Origin of the sequence: Micromonospora chalcea, from assembly GCF_028768405.1 — a bacterium.
Lineage (GTDB): Bacteria > Actinomycetota > Actinomycetes > Mycobacteriales > Micromonosporaceae > Micromonospora > Micromonospora chalcea.
Genome location: NZ_CP118233.1, coordinates 3,351,855 through 3,371,011, shown reverse-complemented (window position 1 = coordinate 3,371,011; position 19,157 = coordinate 3,351,855). Strand labels below are relative to the sequence as shown.

20 protein-coding genes are annotated in these 19,157 nt (G+C 72.7%); 15 read left to right on the top strand and 5 right to left on the bottom strand.

Annotation, left to right across the window (positions count from 1 at the left end; all coding sequences use genetic code 11):
• Positions 1-32: 32 nt before the first annotated feature.
• The 3 genes from PVK74_RS14550 to PVK74_RS14540 are packed head-to-tail and all read left to right on the top strand — an operon-like array spanning position 33 to position 3,138.
• On the top strand, positions 33-1,325 hold the full coding sequence (locus PVK74_RS14550) for a sugar ABC transporter substrate-binding protein (RefSeq protein ID WP_064448694.1): 1,293 nt from the start codon (positions 33-35) through the stop codon (positions 1,323-1,325).
• Complete coding sequence (locus PVK74_RS14545) at positions 1,322-2,308, top strand: carbohydrate ABC transporter permease (RefSeq protein WP_166457759.1); 987 nt, start codon at positions 1,322-1,324, stop codon at positions 2,306-2,308. The genes PVK74_RS14550 and PVK74_RS14545 overlap by 4 nt, the downstream gene beginning before the upstream one ends.
• Positions 2,305-3,138 carry a carbohydrate ABC transporter permease gene (locus PVK74_RS14540; RefSeq protein WP_064448692.1) on the top strand — a complete coding sequence of 278 codons (834 nt, stop codon included), beginning with the start codon at positions 2,305-2,307 and terminating at the stop codon, positions 3,136-3,138. The genes PVK74_RS14545 and PVK74_RS14540 overlap by 4 nt, the downstream gene beginning before the upstream one ends.
• Before the next feature lie 14 nt (positions 3,139-3,152).
• Here PVK74_RS14540 and PVK74_RS14535 read toward each other — a convergent pair whose 3' ends face one another.
• Positions 3,153-4,013, bottom strand: a complete 861-nt coding sequence (locus PVK74_RS14535) for a hypothetical protein (RefSeq protein ID WP_030503116.1) — start codon at positions 4,011-4,013, stop codon at positions 3,153-3,155.
• 149 nt (positions 4,014-4,162) lie between these two features.
• Positions 4,163-4,948, bottom strand: a complete 786-nt coding sequence (locus PVK74_RS14530) for an enoyl-CoA hydratase-related protein (RefSeq protein WP_043331020.1) — start codon at positions 4,946-4,948, stop codon at positions 4,163-4,165.
• Positions 4,949-4,967: 19 nt separating this feature from the next.
• Between PVK74_RS14530 and hemW the strand changes: the two genes are divergently transcribed.
• On the top strand, positions 4,968-6,191 hold the full coding sequence (gene hemW / locus PVK74_RS14525) for a radical SAM family heme chaperone HemW (RefSeq protein ID WP_176722777.1): 1,224 nt from the start codon (positions 4,968-4,970) through the stop codon (positions 6,189-6,191).
• 39 nt (positions 6,192-6,230) lie between these two features.
• On the opposite strand, the gene PVK74_RS14520 is transcribed toward hemW, so the two are convergent.
• Positions 6,231-6,875, bottom strand: a complete 645-nt coding sequence (locus tag PVK74_RS14520; RefSeq protein WP_274479219.1) for a DUF4870 domain-containing protein — start codon at positions 6,873-6,875, stop codon at positions 6,231-6,233.
• Between the two features lie 233 nt (positions 6,876-7,108).
• Here PVK74_RS14520 and hrcA point away from each other — a divergent pair, with 233 nt between their 5' ends.
• From hrcA to PVK74_RS14505, 3 genes are all read left to right on the top strand, one after another.
• Complete coding sequence (hrcA, locus tag PVK74_RS14515; RefSeq protein ID WP_030503120.1) at positions 7,109-8,131, top strand: heat-inducible transcriptional repressor HrcA; 1,023 nt, start codon at positions 7,109-7,111, stop codon at positions 8,129-8,131.
• 73 nt (positions 8,132-8,204) lie between these two features.
• A complete protein-coding gene (dnaJ, locus tag PVK74_RS14510) occupies positions 8,205-9,350 on the top strand; it encodes a molecular chaperone DnaJ (RefSeq protein ID WP_176722776.1) in 1,146 nt (381 codons plus the stop codon).
• A gap of 1 nt (position 9,351) precedes the next feature.
• Positions 9,352-10,086, top strand: coding sequence for a 16S rRNA (uracil(1498)-N(3))-methyltransferase (locus PVK74_RS14505; protein WP_064448691.1), 735 nt, complete (start codon positions 9,352-9,354; stop codon positions 10,084-10,086).
• Between the two features lie 15 nt (positions 10,087-10,101).
• On the opposite strand, the gene PVK74_RS14500 is transcribed toward PVK74_RS14505, so the two are convergent.
• Positions 10,102-10,863: an SDR family NAD(P)-dependent oxidoreductase gene (locus tag PVK74_RS14500; protein ID WP_274479218.1), complete on the bottom strand. Its 762-nt coding sequence runs from the start codon at positions 10,861-10,863 to the stop codon at positions 10,102-10,104.
• Between the two features lie 93 nt (positions 10,864-10,956).
• Between PVK74_RS14500 and PVK74_RS14495 the strand changes: the two genes are divergently transcribed.
• The 8 genes from PVK74_RS14495 (at position 10,957) to PVK74_RS14460 (ending at position 18,365) form a co-directional block, all read left to right on the top strand.
• Positions 10,957-11,301: a histidine triad nucleotide-binding protein gene (locus PVK74_RS14495; protein ID WP_013475524.1), complete on the top strand. Its 345-nt coding sequence runs from the start codon at positions 10,957-10,959 to the stop codon at positions 11,299-11,301.
• Positions 11,298-12,674 (top strand): serine hydrolase domain-containing protein, encoded by a 1,377-nt coding sequence (locus PVK74_RS14490; RefSeq protein ID WP_113972682.1) that lies wholly within the window; start codon positions 11,298-11,300, stop codon positions 12,672-12,674. Before PVK74_RS14495 ends, PVK74_RS14490 begins: the two co-directional genes overlap by 4 nt.
• Before the next feature lie 134 nt (positions 12,675-12,808).
• Positions 12,809-13,867, top strand: a complete 1,059-nt coding sequence (locus PVK74_RS14485) for a PhoH family protein (RefSeq protein WP_030503125.1) — start codon at positions 12,809-12,811, stop codon at positions 13,865-13,867.
• A 38-nt stretch (positions 13,868-13,905) separates the two neighbouring features.
• Complete coding sequence (gene ybeY / locus PVK74_RS14480; protein WP_030503126.1) at positions 13,906-14,379, top strand: rRNA maturation RNase YbeY; 474 nt, start codon at positions 13,906-13,908, stop codon at positions 14,377-14,379.
• Positions 14,355-15,764, top strand: a complete 1,410-nt coding sequence (locus PVK74_RS14475) for a hemolysin family protein (RefSeq protein WP_176722779.1) — start codon at positions 14,355-14,357, stop codon at positions 15,762-15,764. Before ybeY ends, PVK74_RS14475 begins: the two co-directional genes overlap by 25 nt.
• On the top strand, positions 15,757-16,143 hold the full coding sequence (locus PVK74_RS14470; RefSeq protein ID WP_030503128.1) for a hypothetical protein: 387 nt from the start codon (positions 15,757-15,759) through the stop codon (positions 16,141-16,143). Before PVK74_RS14475 ends, PVK74_RS14470 begins: the two co-directional genes overlap by 8 nt.
• Positions 16,140-17,036 (top strand): GTPase Era, encoded by an 897-nt coding sequence (gene era, locus PVK74_RS14465; RefSeq protein ID WP_064448689.1) that lies wholly within the window; start codon positions 16,140-16,142, stop codon positions 17,034-17,036. The genes PVK74_RS14470 and era overlap by 4 nt, the downstream gene beginning before the upstream one ends.
• Before the next feature lie 150 nt (positions 17,037-17,186).
• Positions 17,187-18,365, top strand: coding sequence for an acyltransferase family protein (locus tag PVK74_RS14460; RefSeq protein ID WP_064448688.1), 1,179 nt, complete (start codon positions 17,187-17,189; stop codon positions 18,363-18,365).
• Between the two features lie 6 nt (positions 18,366-18,371).
• On the opposite strand, the gene PVK74_RS14455 is transcribed toward PVK74_RS14460, so the two are convergent.
• Positions 18,372-19,151, bottom strand: a complete 780-nt coding sequence (locus PVK74_RS14455; protein ID WP_043331022.1) for a DUF4097 family beta strand repeat-containing protein — start codon at positions 19,149-19,151, stop codon at positions 18,372-18,374.
• Between the last annotated feature and the right edge of the window lie 6 nt (positions 19,152-19,157).

Genomic DNA, 19,157 nt, shown 5'->3' with positions numbered 1-19,157 from the left:
TTAGTGCCAAACGGCCCTGAGGGAGATATGGCGTGAACAGGTGGAAGCGGCTGGCTCCGGTCACCGCCATCGTGGCGTCGGCCGCGTTGGTGCTGACCGCGTGCGGTGGCTCCGGCGACGACGACAAGGCCGCCGACAACAGCAAGCTCACTGTGTGGATGATGGGTGAGGGCGGCGACGCCCAGACCGCGTTCCTCGACAGCGTCGAGGCGGAGTTCAAGAAGAAGCACCCCGAGACCGACGTGGTGGTGCAGTACATCCCCTGGCTCGAGGCGCCGAAGAAGTTCCAGGCCGCGCTCGCCGGTGGCGAGGGCCCGGACGTCACCGAGCTGGGCAACACCGAGACCCAGGGCTGGGCCGCTCAGGAGGCCCTGGCCGACGTCTCGGACAAGTTCAACGCCTGGTCCGAGGGCAAGGACATCCTGCCCGACCTGGTCAAGAACGCTCAGCTCGACGGCAAGCAGTACGGCGTGCCGTGGTACGCCGGCGTGCGCGCCGTCTACTACCGCACCGACTGGTTCGCCGAGGCCGGCGTGAAGCCGCCGACGACCTGGGACGAGATGGTCGCCGCCGCGAAGGCCGTGCAGGCCAAGAAACCCGGCACCTACGGCATCGCCCTGCCCGGCAACTCCGAGCTGCCGTTCTACTCCTTCCTCTGGAGTGCCGGCGCGGAGATCGCCACCAAGGAGGGGGACAGCTGGAAGTCCGGCTACAACACCCCCGAGGCGCAGAAGGCGGTCAAGTTCTGGACCGACCTGGTGACAGTGCACAAGGTCGCCCCGCCGGCCGCCGCCGGATGGAACGAGGTCGACGCCCGTACCCAGTTCGCCACCGGCAAGGCCGCGATGGCGTTCGCCGGTAGCTGGCAGGGCGGCGCGATGAAGAAGGACAACCCGGACATCGAGAAGGTCTGGGGCACGTTCCCGATCCCCGGTCCGGACGGCAAGGCCGCCCCGGCGTTCGCCGGTGGCTCCGACATCGCCATCTGGAAGGACAGCGAGCGGCAGGCGCTGGCCTGGGACTACATGACCGTGCTGCTGAGCAAGCAGAAGGACAAGGAGTTCGCCAGCAGCCTCGGGTTCTTCCCGGTCTACCAGGACCTGGTCAGCAGCGGTGACTACGCCAACGACAAGGTGATGGCGGCGTTCGCCACGGCCATCCAGAACACCAAGCTGACCCCGCTCACCCCGAAGTGGGTCGAGGTCAGCCGCACCAAGACGGTGACCCAGGCGATGAACAGCTCGGTCATCAAGGGCCAGAAGACGGTCGAGAAGGCCACCGCCGACGCGGCCACCGAGATCGAAAGCATCCTCAACGCCAAGTGACCACGCTGACCGAGGCCACCGGCGAGGCCGCCGCGCGGGAGACCCCCGCGCGGCGGCGCCGTCGCCGGGTGGACCACCTTCCGTACCTGCTGCTCCTGCCCTGCCTGGCGATCATCGCCGTGCTGCTGCTCTGGCCGCTCGGCCAGGTCGTGTGGATGTCCTTCCACAAGCTGGACAGCGTCCGGCAGCTGCGCGGCGACCGCGAGTGGCCGTGGATCGGCCTGGCCAACTACGCGCAGATCCTCGGCGACCCGTTCTTCCGTACGGTGCTGCGCAACACGGTGCTGTTCGCGGTCGCCAACGTGGCGCTCACGATGGTCCTCGGCACGCTGGTCGGGCTGCTGCTCAACCGCCTGGGCAAGAAGATGGCCACGTTCGTGGCGAGCTGCGTGATGCTCGCCTGGGCCACCCCGGCGCTGACCGGCACGATCGTCTGGAAGTGGATCTTCGACGACACGAGCGGCCTGGTCACGTGGCTGTTCAACAAGCTCCCGGACGGGCTGTCCACGGCGCTGTTCGGGCGCAGCGACTGGACCGGGTACGGCTGGTTCAACGACCCGCTGCTGTTCTTCGCCATCCTGACGCTCGTGGTGGTCTGGCACTCGTTCCCGTTCATCGCGGTGAGCGTGCTGGCCGGGCTCAAGAGCGTGCCGGCGGAGTTGCAGGAGGCGGCCCGGGTCGACGGCGCCGGCCCGTGGAAGGTGTTCTGGAAGGTGACGTTCCCGATCCTGCGGCCGGTCTTCGGCATCCTCGTGGTGCTCTCCACGATCTGGGACTTCAAGGTCTTCACCCAGCAGTTCGTGCTGGCCGGCGGCACCCAGGACCGGTCGACGTTCATGCTGTCGATCTACTCGTACGCGGAGGCGTTCTCACCGCCGCCGAAGTACGGCCTCGGCTCCGCCATCGCCGTGATCCTCACCGTGATCCTGCTCGTGGTGACCGCCCTGTACGTCCGCATGGTGCTGCGGCAGGAGGACGAATGATGAAGAAGATCGCCCTCAACGGCGCGGGCCTGCTGGTCGCGCTCTTCGCCGCGTTCCCGGTCTACTGGATGGTGGCGACGTCGCTGAAGCCCAACCGGGAGATCTTCTCGTCCACGCCCCGGCCGGTGCCGGCCGAGCCGACGCTGGAGCACTACCGGGAGATCCTCACCGGCAACCTGATCCCGGGCGTGACGTTCACCGACTTCTTCCTCAACAGCGTGCTCGTCGCGGGGGCCACGGTGCTGCTGAGCGGGCTGGTCGCGCTGCTCGCCGCGACAGCCGTGGCCCGGTTCCGGTTCAAGCTGCGCACCACGTTCCTGATCATGCTGCTGGTGGTGCAGATGATCCCGCTGGAGGCGCTGGTCATCCCGCTGTTCCTGATGATCCAGCGGCTCGGTCTCTACAACACGCTGCCCAGCCTGATCCTCACGTACCTCGGCTTCTCGCTGCCGTTCGCGGTCTGGATGCTGCGCGGCTTCGTCGCAGCGGTGCCGAAGGAACTGGAGGAGGCCGCCGCCATCGACGGCGCCAGCCGGGCCCAGACGTTCCGCAAGGTGCTGTTCCCGCTGGTCGCGCCCGGCCTGGTCGCCACCAGCATCTTCTCGTTCATCACCGCCTGGAACGAGCTGATCTTCGCGCTGACCTTCATCAACGACCAGCAGAAGTACACGCTGCCGGTGGCGATGACGTTCTTCTTCGGCCGCGACGACACCGCCTGGGGCTCGGTGATGGCCGCGTCCACGCTGTTCACCCTGCCGGTGATCGTCTTCTTCCTGCTGGTGCAGCGCCGGATGGTCTCCGGCCTGGTCGCGGGAGCTGTGAAGGGCTGAGGGCGGCGGGCCGGTCAGGCCGCGGCGAACACCTCGGCGCGTACCTCGGTGGCCGGGTCGCCCTTCACCCGGGCCCAGGAGCCCTGCTCGGCGGTCCACTCCAGGTTGCCGAAGCGGACCTTCTTCACGCCGTGGTCGTCGGCGTGCGAGACCAGCCAGTGCGCGTACCGCCAGCCGTTGCGGTCGTCGCCCGCCGGCACGGTGAGCGCGGTCAGGTCCGTCGCCGTGGCCAGCCGGGGCAGCCCCCAGTCCAGCGACAGGCTCTCCAGCACGGCGCTGGCGGCGGCCGGCCCGCGCATCGTCGGCGGCGAACTCACCGTGCAGGCCACCGCGCCGGTCGCGTGGCCGAGCAACGCGCGGGTCAGGACCTCCGACTCGTCGGCCCACTTCTCGTACGCCTCGGGGAAGGCCGACCGCTGCACCCGCTGGGCGGCGTCGGTGACCCGCATCCGCTCCCAGCCCTTGACCTTCTTCAGCGCGGCGTAGAACTTGTTCGCCGCGTACCGCGGGTCCTGGACCTGCTCCGGGGTGCCCCAGCCCTGGCTCGGGCGCTGCTGGAACAGGCCGAGCGAGTCGCGGTCGCCGTGCGCGATGTTGCGCAGGTGCGACTCCTGGTACGCGGTCGCCAGCGCCACCACCACCGCCCGCTCGGGCATCCGGCGCTGCATGCCGATGGCCGCGATGGTCGCCGCGTTCGCCATCTGGTCGGCGCCGAGCACCACCTCGCCGTCGGCCTGCACCGTGCAGGTCCGGCTGGCCAGGGGGAGCCGCAGGTGCTCGCCGAACTGCTTGGTCACGACATAGACCGCGAGCAGCGCCAGTACGCACACCGCAACACCAGATGCCACGATCGCCGCTCGCGTCCGCACCCGCACCCCCTGTCCCGACAGTCCGACAAGCGTACGTCGGCCCCGCGCCGCCGCGTCTCGGCCGAGTGGCCGTCCCGCCACCACGTGACCGGCGCCGTGCCGCCGCGCGGGGCCCGCCACCACCGAAGGTGACCAGCCGGGCCCCGCCGCGTACCTCAGTCTCCGGCGGGCACCCAGGCGGCGGGACGCTTCTCCCGGAACGCCATGACGCCCTCACGCCCCTCGTCGGAGAGGAAGTACCCGGTGGACAGCGCCGCCAACTCGGCGATCTCGGCCCGCAGGTCCGTGGCGGCGGGCCGGCGCAGCAGCTCCTTCGCCCCGGCCAGCGCCCCCGGCGCACCCCTGACCAGCGAGGCGCAGTAACGCTCGACGGCGGCGTCCAGCTCGCCGGCCGGCACCGCGGCGGTGACCAGGCCGACCTCGGCGGCGCGGCGGCCGTCGAACGTGTCGCCGGTCAGGTACAGCTCGGCGGCGGCCCGCTGGTCCAGCCGGGGCAGCACGGTCGCCGAGATCACCGCCGGGATCACCCCGATCCGCACCTCGGTGAACGCGAACGTCGCCTCCTGCGCGCAGACCGCCAGGTCAGCGGCGGCGATCAGGCCCAGCCCACCGGCCCGGGCCGGCCCGGCGACCTTCGCGACCACCGGCTTCGGGCACTCCCGCACCGCCACCAGCACGTCGCCGAGCATCCCGGCGGGCACCGTGCCGCTGGCGTACGCGGCGGCGGTCTCCTTCAGGTCGGCGCCGGAGCAGAAGACCGGGCCGGTGTGGTCGAGCACGATCGCGCGTACCGCGTCGTCGGCGACCGCGTCGGCGAGCCCGGCCAGCAGCTGGGTCATCAGGGGGGTGGAGAGCGCGTTGCGGTTGTGCGGGCTGTCCAGGGTGAGGGTGGTCACCCCACGGGCCGTGGCGACTCGCACGAGAGCGTCCGGAGAGGTCATGCCGGGCACACTAGTGGCCATGCCCGGCGTCCTTCCAGAAGGCGAACCCGTCCCGCGCGACGGATCGCTGCCCGCCACCGCCCGTCGCGCCGTCGGCGCGCGCGGCTTCGGCGTGTACGTCCACGTGCCGTTCTGCGCCAGCCGGTGCGGTTACTGCGACTTCAACACGTACACCGCCTCCGAGCTGGGCGGCGGGGCGAGCCGGGAGACGTACGCCGACTCGGTGCTGGCCGAGCTGGCGCTGGCCGCCCGGGTGCTGGGCGACTCGCCGCCGCAGCGGGTCGACACCGTCTTCGTCGGCGGCGGCACGCCGACCCTGCTGCCCGCCGACGACCTGGCCCGGATCCTCGACGGCATCGACCGCGTCTGGGGGCTGGCCGCCGACGCGGAGGTGACCACCGAGGCCAACCCGGAGTCGGTGACCCCGGAGTCGCTCAAGACGCTGCGGGCGGCCGGCTACACCCGGATCTCGCTGGGCATGCAGTCCGCCGCGCCCGGGGTGCTCGCGGTGCTGGACCGGCGGCACAGCGCGGGCCGGGCCACCGCCGCCGCGCTGGAGGCGCGCGACGCCGGGTTCGAGCACGTGAACCTGGACCTGATCTACGGCACGCCGGGCGAGACGGCCGACGACTTCGCCGCCTCGCTGGCCCAGGTGGTCGACGCGGGGGTGGACCACGTCAGCGCGTACGCCCTGATCGTGGAGGACGGCACCCGGCTGGCCGCGCGGATGCGCCGGGGCGAGCTGCCGTACCCCTCCGACGACGTGGCGGCGGACCGCTACCTGGCCGCGGAGGCGGCGCTCGGCGCGGCCGGCTTCTCCTGGTACGAGGTGTCGAACTGGGCCCGCTCGGCGGCGGCGGCGTGCCGGCACAACCTGCTCTACTGGACCGGCGCCGACTGGTGGGGCCTGGGCCCGGGGGCGCACAGCCACGTCGGCGGCGTGCGCTGGTGGAACGTCAAGCACCCGAGCGCGTACGCGGCGCGGCTGGCCGAGGGCGCCTCGCCGGCACTGGCCCGGGAGGTGCTCAGCGCGGACGAGCAGCACATGGAGGACGTGATGCTGCGGGTGCGGCTCGCCTCCGGGCTGCCGCTGGACGTGCTGGACGAGCCCGGCCGGGCGGGCGCCGAGCGGGCCCGGGACGCCGGGCTGCTCGACGCCGGGGCGTACGCGCGGGGGCTTGTGGTGCTGACGCTGCGCGGACGGCTGCTGGCCGACGCGGTGGTACGCGACCTGCTGCCGTGACCGGCGCCGGCCGGCCGCCCCCTCGGCCGGCCGGCGGTGTCACTTCACGAAGTTGTAGGTCATCGGGTAGCGGTAGAGCATACCCTCGTTGGCCTTGACCCCGCCGATGATCCCGAAGATCAGCGGCACCAGCCAGACCAGCATCGGGACGAAGAACAGGATCCCGCAGGTGATGACCGTGATCACCCAGGCGAGGACGCTGGCGATGGTCCAGGTGATCTGGAAGTTCAGCGCCGCGACCGCGTGGGCGCGTACGGTCGGCGACTGCTGGCCGCGGGTCATCATCGCGATCAGCGGGGCGACCCAGCCGAGCAGACCGCCACCGATGATGACGCCCGCGGCGCCACCGAAGTGCGCCACCAGGGCCCAGGTCTTCTCGTCGTTGTTGGCGTACCCGGCCGGGCCGTAGCCGCCACCGCCGGGATAGCCGCCACCGGCGCCGTAGCCCGGCGCGCCGGCCGGCGGGGGGTAACCACCAGGGGGCGGGTAGCCGCCCGGCGGAGGCTGGGCACCGGGGGGCGGGTAGCCGCCCGGGGGCGGATAGTCACCGGGCGGGGGATACCCGCCCGCGCCCGGCGCGCCGGACAGTGGAGCGGTGGGCGGCTCGCCGGAGCCGTAGGGCGCCGACGGGTCGGGCTGGGGGCCGGAGTCCCCTGCTCCGGGAGGGCGAGGAGGTTCAGTCATGGAGGTCACGGTAGGGCCAGCGGGCAAGTCGCACCAGGGCGACACAGACCGAGCGTGACCGGCTGTTCGGCCCTGGCGTGCCGCGTGGTGTGGTGGGCCGCACCGCAGGTCCGTCAGGCGATCATCGCGTCGGTGGGGGTGCCGACGTAGACTGGCACTCGCTACAGTCGAGTGCCAGCCGCCCGGCGGATGCCGCGTGCCGGCCCGGCCGAGGTGTGTCAGGAGGTGGGGACATGGGTCTCGACGACCGCAAACTCGCCGTGCTGCGCGCGATCGTCGAGGACTACGTCGCCACGCAGGAGCCGGTGGGCAGCAAGGCCCTGGTCGAGCGGCACCAGCTCGGCGTCTCCCCGGCGACGGTGCGCAACGACATGGCGGTGCTGGAGGAGGAGGGCTACATCCGGCAGCCGCACACCAGCGCCGGCCGGGTGCCCACCGACCGCGGCTACCGCCTCTTCGTGGACCGGCTCTCCCGGGTCAAGCCGCTCAGCCCCGCCGAGCGCCGCGCCATCGAGCGCTTCCTGGTCGGCGCGGTCGACCTGGACGACGTGGTGCACCGCACGGTCCGGCTGCTCGCCCAGCTCACCCGGCAGGTCGCCGTGGTGCAGTACCCGAGCCTGGCCCGGTCCAAGGTGCGTCACCTGGAACTCGTGCCGATCTCCACCACCCGGCTGATGGTCGTCATGATCGCCGACACCGGCCGGGTCGAGCAGCGGCTCGTCGAGCTGCCCGCCCCGGTTCCCGCCGACGACGTGACCGACCTGCGCCGGCTGGTGAACGAGAAGCTCGTCGGCAGCCAGCTCTCCGAGACGCCGCCGCTGGTGCAGGCCCTGGTGGACGAGTCCGCGCCGCACCTGCGCCCGGCCATGACCACGCTGTCCACGGTGCTGCTGGAGACACTCGTGGAACGGCACGAGGAGCGCCTCGCGCTGGCCGGCCAGGCCAACCTCACCCGGGGCGGCCTGCTCGACTTCCAGGGCTCGCTGCGGCCGATCCTGGAGGCGCTCGAAGAAGAGGTAGTGCTGCTCAAACTGATCGGCGAGACCGAGCCGAGCACCACCCGCGTGCTGATCGGCGACGAGAACGAGTTCGACAACCTGCGGGCCGCCTCGGTGGTCAGCACCGGCTACGGACCGGGCAGCACCATCGTCGGTGGGCTCGGCGTGCTCGGGCCGACCCGGATGGACTACCCCGGCAATATCGCCATGGTGAGGGCCGTGGCACGCTACGTGGGCGAACTGCTGGCCCAGAACTGACCAGTCAGGGCCGACGGCCGGTTGCGGCCGACGACCGGAGCGACGCGAGACGAACATGAGGACACCTAACGCAGTGGCCAGGGACTACTACGGCATTCTCGGCGTGAGCCGGGAAGCCTCCGACGACGAGATCAAGCGCGCCTACCGCAAGCTGGCGCGGCAGTACCACCCGGACGTCAATCCGGACCCGGAGGCCCAGGAGAAGTTCAAGGACATCAACGCCGCGTACGAGGTCCTCTCGGACGACCGGAAACGGCAGATCGTCGACCTCGGCGGCGACCCGCTCGCCCCCGGCGGCGGTGGCATGGGCGGCCCGGGCGGGCCCGGCGGCGCCGGTCCGTTCGTCGGTTTCCAGGACATCATGGACGCGTTCTTCGGCGGCGCGGCGGGCGGCAGCCGGGGACCCCGGCCGCGCACCCGGCCCGGCGCGGACGCGATCCTGCGCCTGGAACTGGACCTCAACGAGACCGCGTTCGGCGTCGAGGCGCCGATCACCGTCGACACCGCGGTGCTCTGCACCACCTGCTCCGGCGCCGGCACCGCCGCCGGCACCCACCTGGCCACCTGCGAGGCGTGCGCCGGCCGGGGCGAGGTGCAGTCGGTGCAGCGCACGTTCCTCGGCCAGGTGGTCTCCGCCCGGCCGTGCACCGTCTGCCAGGGCTACGGCACCACCATCCCGCATGCCTGCCCGACCTGCGCCGGTGAGGGCCGGGTGCGTACCCGCCGCTCGCTGACCGTCAAGATCCCGGCCGGCGTCGAGGACGGCATGCGGATCCGCCTGGCCCAGCAGGGCGAGGTCGGCCCGGGCGGCGGCACCGCCGGCGACCTCTACGTGGAGATCCACGAGCGGCCGCACGACGTCTACTCCCGCAAGGGCGACGACCTGCACTGCCGGGTGACGGTGCCGATGACCGCCGCCGCGCTCGGCACCCGGCTGACCATCAAGACGCTGGACAGCGAGGAGACCGTCGACGTCAAGCCCGGCACCCAGCCCGGCAGCACGCTGCGGCTGCGCGCCCGGGGCGTACCGCACCTGCGCGGCACCGGCCGGGGTGACCTCTACGTGCACCTGGACGTGCGTACCCCGACCAAGCTCGACGCCGACCAGGAGCGGATGCTGCGCGACTTCGCCAAGACCCGCGGCGAGGAGGTCGCCGAGCTGACCAAGCAGGGCGGCTTCTTCTCCCGGATGCGCGACGCCTTCAACGGGCACGCCTGAGGTGTCCGCCCCGCTGTTCCTGGTCGAGGCGCTGCCCACCGGTGACACGCTGACGCTGGACGGCCCGGAGGGCCACCACGCGGCCACCGTGCAGCGGCTGCGGGCCGGTGAGGAGCTGCTGCTCGCCGACGGCCGGGGCGGCACCGCCGCCGCGGTGGTCACCGCCGTCGGCCGGGGCACGCTCGACCTGCGCGTCACCAGCCGGGGGTACGCGGACGCGCCCGTCCCGCGGCTCGTCGTGGTGCAGGGCATCGCCAAGGGTGACCGGGGTGAACTCGCCGTGCAGGCGATGACCGAGGTCGGGGTGGACGAGATCGTGCCGTGGGCGGCGTCCCGCTCGGTGGCGCAGTGGCGCGGCGACCGGGGCGTACGGGCCCGGCAGAAGTGGGTGGCCACCGCCCGGGAGGCGGCCAAGCAGGCCCGCCGCCCGTGGCTGCCGGTGGTGGCCGGCGCCCCGGACGAGTCCACCGCCACGGTGGCCCGCCGGATCGCCGGCGCGGCTGCCGCGTTCGTGCTGCACGAGGGCGCGCAGGACCGGCTGACCACAGTCGACCTGCCGACGGCCGGGGAGATCGTCCTGGTGGTCGGCCCAGAAGGCGGCATCGCCGACCACGAGCTGGCCACGTTCGCCGAGGCGGGCGCCCGCACGGTCCGCCTGGGCCCGTCGGTGCTGCGTACGTCCACAGCGGGCGTGGCCGCCCTGACAGTCCTGGCCACCCGCCTGACCCACTGGTAGCGGGGGAGGGGTGGGTCAGGAGCGGAGGTAGGAAGCGCCGTTCAGGTCGATGATCGTTCCCGCCGCCCACTCGGCCTCGGGGCTCGCCAGCCAGTGCACCGCCGCCGCGATCTCCTCCGGACGCGCCACCCGGTGGAACGGGGACTGCGCGCGTACCGCCTCGCCCCGCTCTGCCTTCAGGTGCTCGTTGGTCATGTCCGTCTCGACGAAGCCGGGCGCCACGCAGGCCACCCCGATGCCGTACGGCGCCAGGGCCACCGCCAGCGACTGGGCCATCGCGTTCATCCCGGCCTTGCTGGCCCCGTACGCCGGGTTGGCCGGCTCGCCCCGGAACGCGCCCCGGGACGAGACGTTGACGATCCGGCCCCCACTGTCGCGCATGTGCTGCGCGGCGCACCAGGCCGCGTTCGCCGCGCCGACCAGGTTGGTGTCGAGCACCTCCCGCCACCGCGCCCGCCACTGCTCGTAGCTGCTCTCGAAGACCGGGTGCGGGGGATCGGCCGGCCCGAACACACCGGCGTTGTTCACCAGCACGTCGAGGCCACCGAGCCGCTGGGCCGCCTCGTCCACCATGGCGCGTACCGCGTCGGGGTCGGCCAGGTCGGCGCGCACCACCACGTGCCCGTCGCCGGGCAGCTCGGCGCGCAGCCGTTCCGCCAGCTCGGCGGAGTCCCGGTGGTGGATCGCCACCCGGTCCCCACCTGCGGCGAACGCTCGCGCCACCGCCCGCCCGATGCCCCGCGAGGCCCCCGTCACCAGCACCGCCCGTCCCGCCATGGCGGCCATCCTGCCGCACCGGCCCGGGGTGTTAAGAAGGGCCCCTTCCCATGCCGGAGGCGTTAAGCGGGGGCCCTTCCTTACACTGCTGCGATGGACTGCCTCTTCTGCCGGATCGTCGCCGGGGAGATTCCCGCCACCATCGTCCGCGAGACCGCCACCACCCTGGCCTTCCGGGACATCGACCCGAAGGCGCCCACGCACGTGCTGGTGATCCCGAAGGAGCACTACGCCGACGTGGCCACGCTGGCCCAGGGCGCGCCCGAACTGGCCGGGGAGGTGCTCCAGACCGCCGCCGTGGTGGCCGAGGAGGAGGGCCTGACCGTGGACGGGTTCCGGCTGATGTTCAACACCGGCCCGTACGGCGGCCAGGAGGTCTTCCACGTGCACGCCCACCTGCTCGGCGGCGCGCCGCTCGGCCCGATGCTCTGCCGATGACCGACGTGTCCGACCGGCTCGGCCGGATGGTGCGCCAGGCGCAGGCCACCGGGCGGATCCCGGCGGTGTCGGCCGCCCTGCACCGCGCCGACCGGCCGCTCTGGACCTGCGCCGTGGGCGACACCGGCAACGACACCCCGCTGGGGCCGGAGACGGTGTTCCGGATCGGCTCGGTCACCAAGACGTTCACCGCGGCACTCGTCATGCAGTGCCGCGACGACGGCCTGCTCGACCTGGACGACCCGGTCGGGCGGCACCTCGACCTGCCGGCGCACGGCGAGCTGACCGTACGCCGGCTGCTGTCGCACACCGCCGGCCTGCAACGCGAGCCCCACGGCGACGTGTGGGACAGCCTGCGCGCCCCGGCCGTGGAGGAGCTGCTGGCCGATCTGGCCCGGGTCGAGCGGGTGCTGCCCACCGGGCGGCGCTTCCACTACTCCAACCTCGGCATGGCCCTCCTGGGCGAGATGGTGGCCCGGCTGCGCGGCGGGACCTGGGCCGAGGTGCTGGCCGACCGGGTCCTCGCCCCGCTCGGGCTGACCGCCACCGGTCCGGCCCCGACCGAGCGTGCCGCGACCGGGTTCCTGGTCGACGCGTACTCCGACGAGGCCCACCCGGAGCCACCGGCCGACTTCGGCGCGGTGGCCCCCGCAGCCCAGCTCTGGAGCACCGCGCCGGACATGGCCCGCTGGGCCGCCTTCCTGGCCGACCCGGCGGCGCTCGACCCGGACGGCGCGGTGCTCGCCGCGGCCACCGTCGAGGAGATGCGCTGGCCGCTCACCACCACCGACGAGTCGGTCTGGACGGCCGGCTTCGGCCTCGGGCTGATCCTGGTGCCGCAGCCCGAGCGGGTGACCCACGTGGGGCACGACGGCGCGATGCCCGGATTCCTCGCCGCCGTCTACGGGCGGCGCGGCGGGCAGGGCACCGCCGGGGCGATGGGCGCCGCGGTGCTCGGCTCGTCCGGCGCCGGCGTGGAGGTGTTCGACCTGGCGCACCGGCTGCTCGCCGCCGCCGCCGAGCACGACCCGGCGGAGATCGAGCCGTGGCGTCCCGGCCCGCCCGCGCCGGCGCACCTGCGCGGCATGCTGGGCCGCTGGTGGGGCGAGGGTTTCGAGTACGTCTTCTCCTGGCACGACGGGACGCTGCGGGCCCGGGGCGCGGACGACCCGGCCGGGAAGCCGCCTGCGGTGTTCGCGCCGCTGCCGGACCGGCCGGACGTGTTCCGCACGGTCTCCGGCCGCGAGGTGGGGGAGCTGCTGCGGCTCACGCGCGACGAGCACGGCGTCGTGGTCCGGATGCACTGGGCGACCTACCGCTTCACCCGCCGCCAGGAGACCTTCGACGGGTACGACTTCCGCGCCGGTGACTGATCGCCGAGCGCCGGAAATGGGCGCGGTGTGCGCGGTGCCGACCCGATACGATGGGAGGTAACCGTACGCCGCGCCAGCAGGGCCCGGCACAGAGAAGCGGAGAGCAGGTGGCGCAGGGCCCGACGGCCCGACCTATGACCGGCACCCCACCTCCCGGCACGCCGCGCGTGCAGACCAGGATCACGGTCGGAGACCAGAAGATCATGGTGAACCTGCTCGGCGCGGGCGACGAGATCCTGCGACTCGTCGAGCGTTCGGTCAACAGCGACGTCCACGTGCGCGGCAACGAGATCACCATCACCGGCGCGCCCGCCGACAACGCCCTCGCCGAGCGTCTCTTCAGTGAGCTGCTCGAACTGATCGAGAAAGGCGAGACCCTGACCACAGACGCGGTACGGCGTACCGTCGGCATGCTCGAGCAGGGCGGCGCCGAGCGGCCCGCCGAGGTTCTGACGCTCAACATCCTCTCCCGGCGCGGCCGCACCATCCGTCCCAAGACGCTCGGGCAGAAGAAGTACGTCGACGCGATCGACGCGCACACCATCGTCTTCGGCATCGGGCCGGCCGGCACCGGCAAGACCTACCTCGCGATGGCGAAGGCAGTGCAGGCGCTGCAGGCCAAGCAGGTCAACCGGATCATCCTGACCCGCCCGGCGGTCGAGGCGGGGGAGCGGCTGGGCTTCCTGCCCGGCACCCTGAACGAGAAGATCGACCCCTACCTGCGCCCGCTCTACGACGCGCTGCACGACATGCTCGACCCGGAGACCATCCCGAAGCTGATGGCCGCCGGGACGATCGAGGTCGCGCCGCTGGCATACATGAGGGGCCGCACGCTTAATGACGCGTTCATCATCCTGGACGAGGCGCAGAACACCACGCCCGAGCAGATGAAGATGTTCCTCACCCGGCTCGGCTTCGGCTCCAAGATCGTCGTCACCGGTGACGTCACCCAGGTGGACCTTCCCGGCGGGACGACCAGCGGCCTGCGCGTGGTCCGGGAGATCCTGAACAACGTCGAGGACGTGCACTTCGCCCAGCTCTCCAGCTCCGACGTGGTCCGCCACAAGCTGGTGGGTGAGATCGTCGACGCGTACGCCCGCTGGGACGCCGAGCGGGAGAACCAGCAGGCCCAGAGCGTGCACGCCGTACCCGGGCGGACCGCCCAGGGCGGCCGGGCCGGCCGGCGCCGCTGACCACCGGCGCAAGCCGTCACACCATCAGAGGAAGACAGTTGTCCATCGAGATCGCCAACGAGTCGGGTGTCGAGGTCGACACCGACGCCGTGCTCGCCGTCGCGCGGCACGCCCTCGACGAGATGGGGGTCAACCCCCTCGCCGAGCTGTCCGTGCTGCTCGTCGACATCGAGTACATGTCGGAGCTGAACCACCGCTGGATGGGCGGCGACGGCCCGACCGACGTGCTCGCCTTCCCCATGGACGAGGGCAGCGTCGACCACGGCCCGGGCGAGAGCGCCCCGGCCGGCGGTGAGCCGGCCCTGCTCGGCGACATCGTGCTCTGTCCGGAGGTGGCGGCCAAGCAGGCCGCCGTGGCCGGGCACTCGGCGGCCGACGAGCTGCACCTGCTCACCGTGCACGGCGTGCTGCACCTGCTGGGCTACGACCACGCCGAGCCCGAGGAGGAGCGGGAGATGTTCGGTCTCCAGGCCCGGCTGCTGGCCAGCTGGCGGTCGACCCGGTCGCGGTGATGGACACCTTGGCGGCGGTCCGCGCGCCCGCCGGCCTGCCCGATCTTCAACTCCTGGTCTTCGCCGCCGGGCTGGTGGTCCTCGCCGGCCTGATCGCGATGACCGAGGCGGCGCTCGCAGCGGTCTCCCCGGCCCGCGCCGCGGAGCTGACCCGGGACGGGGCGCGCGGCGGGCGGGCCCTGCAGGTGGTCGCCGGTGACGTGGTCCGCCATCTGAACCTGCTGCTCCTGCTGCGGCTGCTGGCCGAGCTGACCGCCACCACGCTGGTCGCGCTGGTGGCTGTGGACACGTTCGGCGCGGGCTGGCGGGCGGCGCTGGTGACCGCCGGCGCGATGACGGTGGTGAGCTTCGTGGTGGTCGGGGTCGGGCCGCGCACGATCGGCCGCCAGCACGCGTACGCGGTCGGCCGCGCGGTCGCGCCGCTGGTGCGCTGGCTGGGCCGCGCGCTCAACCCGCTGGCGTCGCTGCTGATCCTGATCGGCAACGCGGTCACCCCGGGCAAGGGCTTCCGCGAGGGGCCGTTCGCGACCCAGGTGGAGCTGCGGGAGCTGGTCGACCTGGCCGAGCAGCGCGGCGTGGTGGAGCACGGCGAGCGCCAGATGATCCACTCGGTCTTCGCGCTCGGCGACACCATCGCGCGCGAGGTGATGGTGCCGCGTACCGAGATGGTGTGGATCGAGGAGCGCAAGACGCTCGCCCAGGCGCTGGCGTTGTTCCTGCGCTCCGGGTTCAGCCGCATCCCGGTGATCGGCGAGAACGTCGACGACGTGCTCGGCGTGCTCTACCTCAAGGACCTGATCCGGCGGGTGCAGGGCGACCAGGGCGCCCGGCAGATGCCGGTGGCCGAGCTGATGCGCCCGGCCACGTTCGTGCCGGAGTCCAAGCCGGTGGACGACCTGCTCTCGGAGATGCAGGCGGCCCGCAACCACCTGGTCATCGTGGTCGACGAGTACGGCGGCACCGGTGGGCTGGTCACCATCGAGGACATCCTGGAGGAGATCGTCGGGGAGATCACCGACGAGTACGATGTCGAGCGCCCGCCGGTCGAGCATCTGCCGGACGGGGCCGTGCGGGTGACCGCGCGGCTGCCGGTGGAGAATTTGGGCGAGCTGTTCGACACCGAGCTGCCCACCGACGAGGTGGAGACGGTCGGTGGCCTGCTGGCGCAGGCGCTCGGCCGGGTGCCCATCCCGGGCGCCGAGGCCGAGGTGGCCGGCCTGCGGCTGATGGCCGAGGGCACCACCGGCCGGCGCAACCGGATCGACACGGTTCTGGTGAGCCGCGTCGACCGGGGCGACGCGCCGGAGGGCGCGAACCGAAACGACCCGCCCGATTCCCGTGGCGACAACAACCGTTCCGAGGAGAGGCAATCCGCCGATGCCTGAGACACCCGCCGTGCCCGCCGCCCTGCCCACCCCGGCTGATCCGGCCGAGCTGAGCGCCGAGGACGCCAAGCTCGTCGTGCTGGCCCGGGGCGCGCGGGGCCGGGTGGCGGCAGTGGAGGGCGCCGCGGTCCGCGACCAGGACGGCCGGACGTACGCGGCGGCGAGCGTTGCGCTGCCGTCGTTGACGCTCACCGCGCTTCAGCTGGCTGTCGCTTCGGCGGTGGCGGCGGGCGCGAGCCGGCTGGAGGCCGCGGTGGTGGTGACCGAGGCGTCGACGCTGGACGGGGCGGGGCACGCGGCGGTGCGTGACCTGTCCGCCGACGCGCCGATCCACGTGGCCGCGCCGGACGGCGCCGTGCTCGGCACGGTGGTCGAGTGACCACGCCTGAGGCGCGTCCCTACCGGGCCGGTTTCGCCTGTTTCGTCGGGCGGCCGAACGCCGGCAAGTCGACGCTCACGAACGCGATCGTCGGCACCAAGATCGCGATCACCTCGAACAAGCCGCAGACCACCCGGCACATCATCCGGGCGGTGCTGCACCGGCCGGACTCGCAGCTCGTGCTGGTCGACACCCCGGGCCTGCACCGCCCCCGCACGCTGCTGGGGGAGCGCCTCAACGACCTGGTCCGGGAGACGTGGAGCGAGGTCGACGTGATCGGCCTGTGCGTGCCGGCGAACGAGCCGGTCGGCCGGGGCGACCGCTTCATCACCGGCGAGCTGGCCAGCCTGAAGGCCACCGTGCTGGCGGTGGTGACGAAGACCGACCTGGTGGACAAGAAGCGGCTGGCCGAGCAGTTGCTGGCGGTGAGCGAGCTGGGCGAGTTCGCCGCCGTGGTGCCGGTCAGCGCGGTCTCCGGGCACCAGGTCGACACGCTCGTGGACGTGATGACCGGCTACCTGCCGCCCTCGCCGCAGCTCTACCCGGACGACATGCTCACCGACGACCCGGAGCAGGTCCTGGTGGCGGAACTGGTCCGCGAGGCGGCGCTGGAGGGCGTACGCGACGAGCTGCCGCACTCCATCGCGGTGGTGGTCGAGGAGATGATCCCGGAGGGCAACCTCACCAAGATCTACGCCGACGTGTACGTCGAGCGGTCGAGCCAGAAGGCCATCGTCATCGGCCACCGGGGCAGCCGCCTCAAGCACGTCGGCACCACCGCCCGGCGGCAGATCGAGGAGCTGCTCGGCACCCGGGTCTACCTCGACCTGCACGTACGGGTGGCGAAGGACTGGCAACGCGACCCGAAGCAGCTGCGCAAGCTCGGCTTCTGAGCCCTCGGCCGGGCGTGCTCGGCGACGGGTGATCAGGATCAGTCAGGCCTATGGGACATCTCACTTTTAATAGGCGTCTGTGGTTGTTTCGAGGTGTCCGGGAGCAGGGTAGGGACCATTGTCTCTGCCCCCGGACCCCGCCGCGAGCTGATGCGAAACCGCTATCTGGACCTGCTGCGCTTCCTGGCCATCCTCCGAGTCGTCACGTACCACGTCACCGGCTACGCCACGCTCACGCTGGTGTTCCCGGCGATGTCGGTGATGTTCGCCCTGGCCGGGTCGCTGATGGCCGCGTCGCTGGACCGCAGCGGGGTGGGCGCGGTCGGGCGGCGGCTGCGCCGGCTGCTGCCGTCGCTGTGGGTGGTCGCCGCCGTCTTCGTGCCGGCCATGCTGCTCACCGGGCTGGCGTTCGGCCCGAAGGTGCTGCTCTGGCTGTTCCCGATCAGTGACCCACCGGCCAACTACTGGGGCGGGCTGGCGCTCAGCCCGATCTGGTACCTGCGGGACTACCTGTGGTTCGTGCTCGCCTCACCGTTCGTGCTGTGGCTGTTCCGCCGGGCGCCGCTGCCCACGCTGGCCGCGCCGTACCTGCTCCTGGTCGCGATCGAGGCCGGCATCCTGGCGAACCCGCCGACGGTGCTGCGCGAGTTCGGCCTCTACTTCGGCGCCTGGCTGCTCGGCTTCGCCCACCACGACGGGCTGCTGCGCCGGATGCGCAACCGGGTGCTGCTGCCGGTGGCCGCCGTCGTCGGCGCGGCCGGCCTGGCCTGGATCTTCACCCATCCCGGCCCGCGCGGGTACGACATCAACGACATCCCGCTGGGCAACGCGCTCTGGTCGGCCGCGTTCATCCTGGTCGCGATCGGCCGCGCGCCGACCGGGGTGACCTGGGTCGACCGCGTGCCGGCGCTCGGCCGCGCGGTGACGGTGGTGAACCGGCGCGCGCTGACCATCTACCTCTGGCACATGCCGTTCGTGGTGGCGCTCACCCCGCTCGTCGGCCTGGTCGGCTGGTCGCCACGCGACCCGGTCGGCCTGTGGCTGCGGGTGGGGCTGGTCTTCGCGCTGGTCGGCGTGGTGACGCTGATGGTCGGCTGGGTCGAGGACGTGGCCGCCCGGCGTACCCCGGAACTGCTGCCCGGCAGGCCGCGGCGGACCGTGGCGGAGCGGGCGGCGGCCGCCCCGGCCAGCCCGGCTCCCGCCGGCGCCCAGGACGGGCTGGTGGGCGCCGGCGCCCGGATCCCGTCGCCGCGCCGCGCGGTGGACCGGGCGGACGACCCGCCGCCGGGCGCGGGCGGCCACCGGCGGGACGCCCCGGCCGCCGACTGACCGCGCTCAGCGGCTGGTGACCGTCACGTTCCCGCTGGTGGCGGAGACGTCCAGCAGCACTGACGCGCCCGGGTCGTCGGTCACCGTCACGTCGGTGTCCCCGGATCTCGCCTCGGCCCGCACCCGGTAGCGGCCGGCCGGCACGGCCAGGTCCACGTCCCCGCTGGTGGCGTGCAGCCGGGCCGGAGCGGGCTGGTCCAGTTCCACGACGACGTTGCCGGAGGTGGTCTCGGCGTCGACCGCGGAGGCGAGGCGGCGGGCCTCGATGTCGCCGGAACGGGCCCGCAACCGCACCGGGCGGGCCGCCTCGACCACCCGGATGTTGCCGGACGTGGACGACGCGCGGACCTCTCCGGTGGCGCCCCGGATGGTCAGGTCGCCGGAGCTGAGCGTGAACTCCACCGCCCCGATCTCGGTCAGGTCGACGTTGCCCGAGGCGGTCCCGCCCTTCACCGCCACGCCGGGCGGCGCGGTCACCTCCCAGGAGATGCTGCACCGGTGACCGCAGTCGGTGGGCAGCACGAGTTCGTCGCCCTTGATCTCGTACCGGCTGGTCGGCTCGTCGCCCTGGTAGCGGACGACGCGCTTGATCCGTACCTGGTCGGCCGGGCCGTTGGCCCGGACCACGACGTCCCCGGAGCCGTCTTCCGTCACGGTGATCCGGGTGATCTTCGCCTGCTCGGTGTGGTCGTAGTCGAGCCGGCGGAACGAGAGGGTGTCACACCCGGAGAGAACGATGAGCGTGGCGGCAGCGGTCGCGGCCACCGCGGTACGGAGCGAAGCCATGGCCAG

Bases quoted from the DNA above. Each gene is read 5' to 3' on its own strand.
- PVK74_RS14540 (WP_064448692.1), top strand. From the start codon at position 2,305: ATGATGAAGAAGATCGCCCTCAACGGCGCGGGCCTGCTGGTCGCGCTC.
- PVK74_RS14530 (WP_043331020.1), bottom strand. From the start codon at position 4,948: ATGACCTCTCCGGACGCTCTCGTGCGAGTCGCCACGGCCCGTGGGGTG.
- hemW (WP_176722777.1), top strand. From the start codon at position 4,968: ATGCCCGGCGTCCTTCCAGAAGGCGAACCCGTCCCGCGCGACGGATCG.
- PVK74_RS14520 (WP_274479219.1), bottom strand. From the start codon at position 6,875: ATGACTGAACCTCCTCGCCCTCCCGGAGCAGGGGACTCCGGCCCCCAG.
- hrcA (WP_030503120.1), top strand. From the start codon at position 7,109: ATGGGTCTCGACGACCGCAAACTCGCCGTGCTGCGCGCGATCGTCGAG.
- PVK74_RS14500 (WP_274479218.1), bottom strand. From the start codon at position 10,863: ATGGCGGGACGGGCGGTGCTGGTGACGGGGGCCTCGCGGGGCATCGGG.
- PVK74_RS14495 (WP_013475524.1), top strand. From the start codon at position 10,957: ATGGACTGCCTCTTCTGCCGGATCGTCGCCGGGGAGATTCCCGCCACC.
- PVK74_RS14490 (WP_113972682.1), top strand. From the start codon at position 11,298: ATGACCGACGTGTCCGACCGGCTCGGCCGGATGGTGCGCCAGGCGCAG.
- PVK74_RS14485 (WP_030503125.1), top strand. From the start codon at position 12,809: ATGACCGGCACCCCACCTCCCGGCACGCCGCGCGTGCAGACCAGGATC.
- PVK74_RS14470 (WP_030503128.1), top strand. From the start codon at position 15,757: ATGCCTGAGACACCCGCCGTGCCCGCCGCCCTGCCCACCCCGGCTGAT.
- PVK74_RS14460 (WP_064448688.1), top strand. From the start codon at position 17,187: ATGCGAAACCGCTATCTGGACCTGCTGCGCTTCCTGGCCATCCTCCGA.
- PVK74_RS14455 (WP_043331022.1), bottom strand. From the start codon at position 19,151: ATGGCTTCGCTCCGTACCGCGGTGGCCGCGACCGCTGCCGCCACGCTC.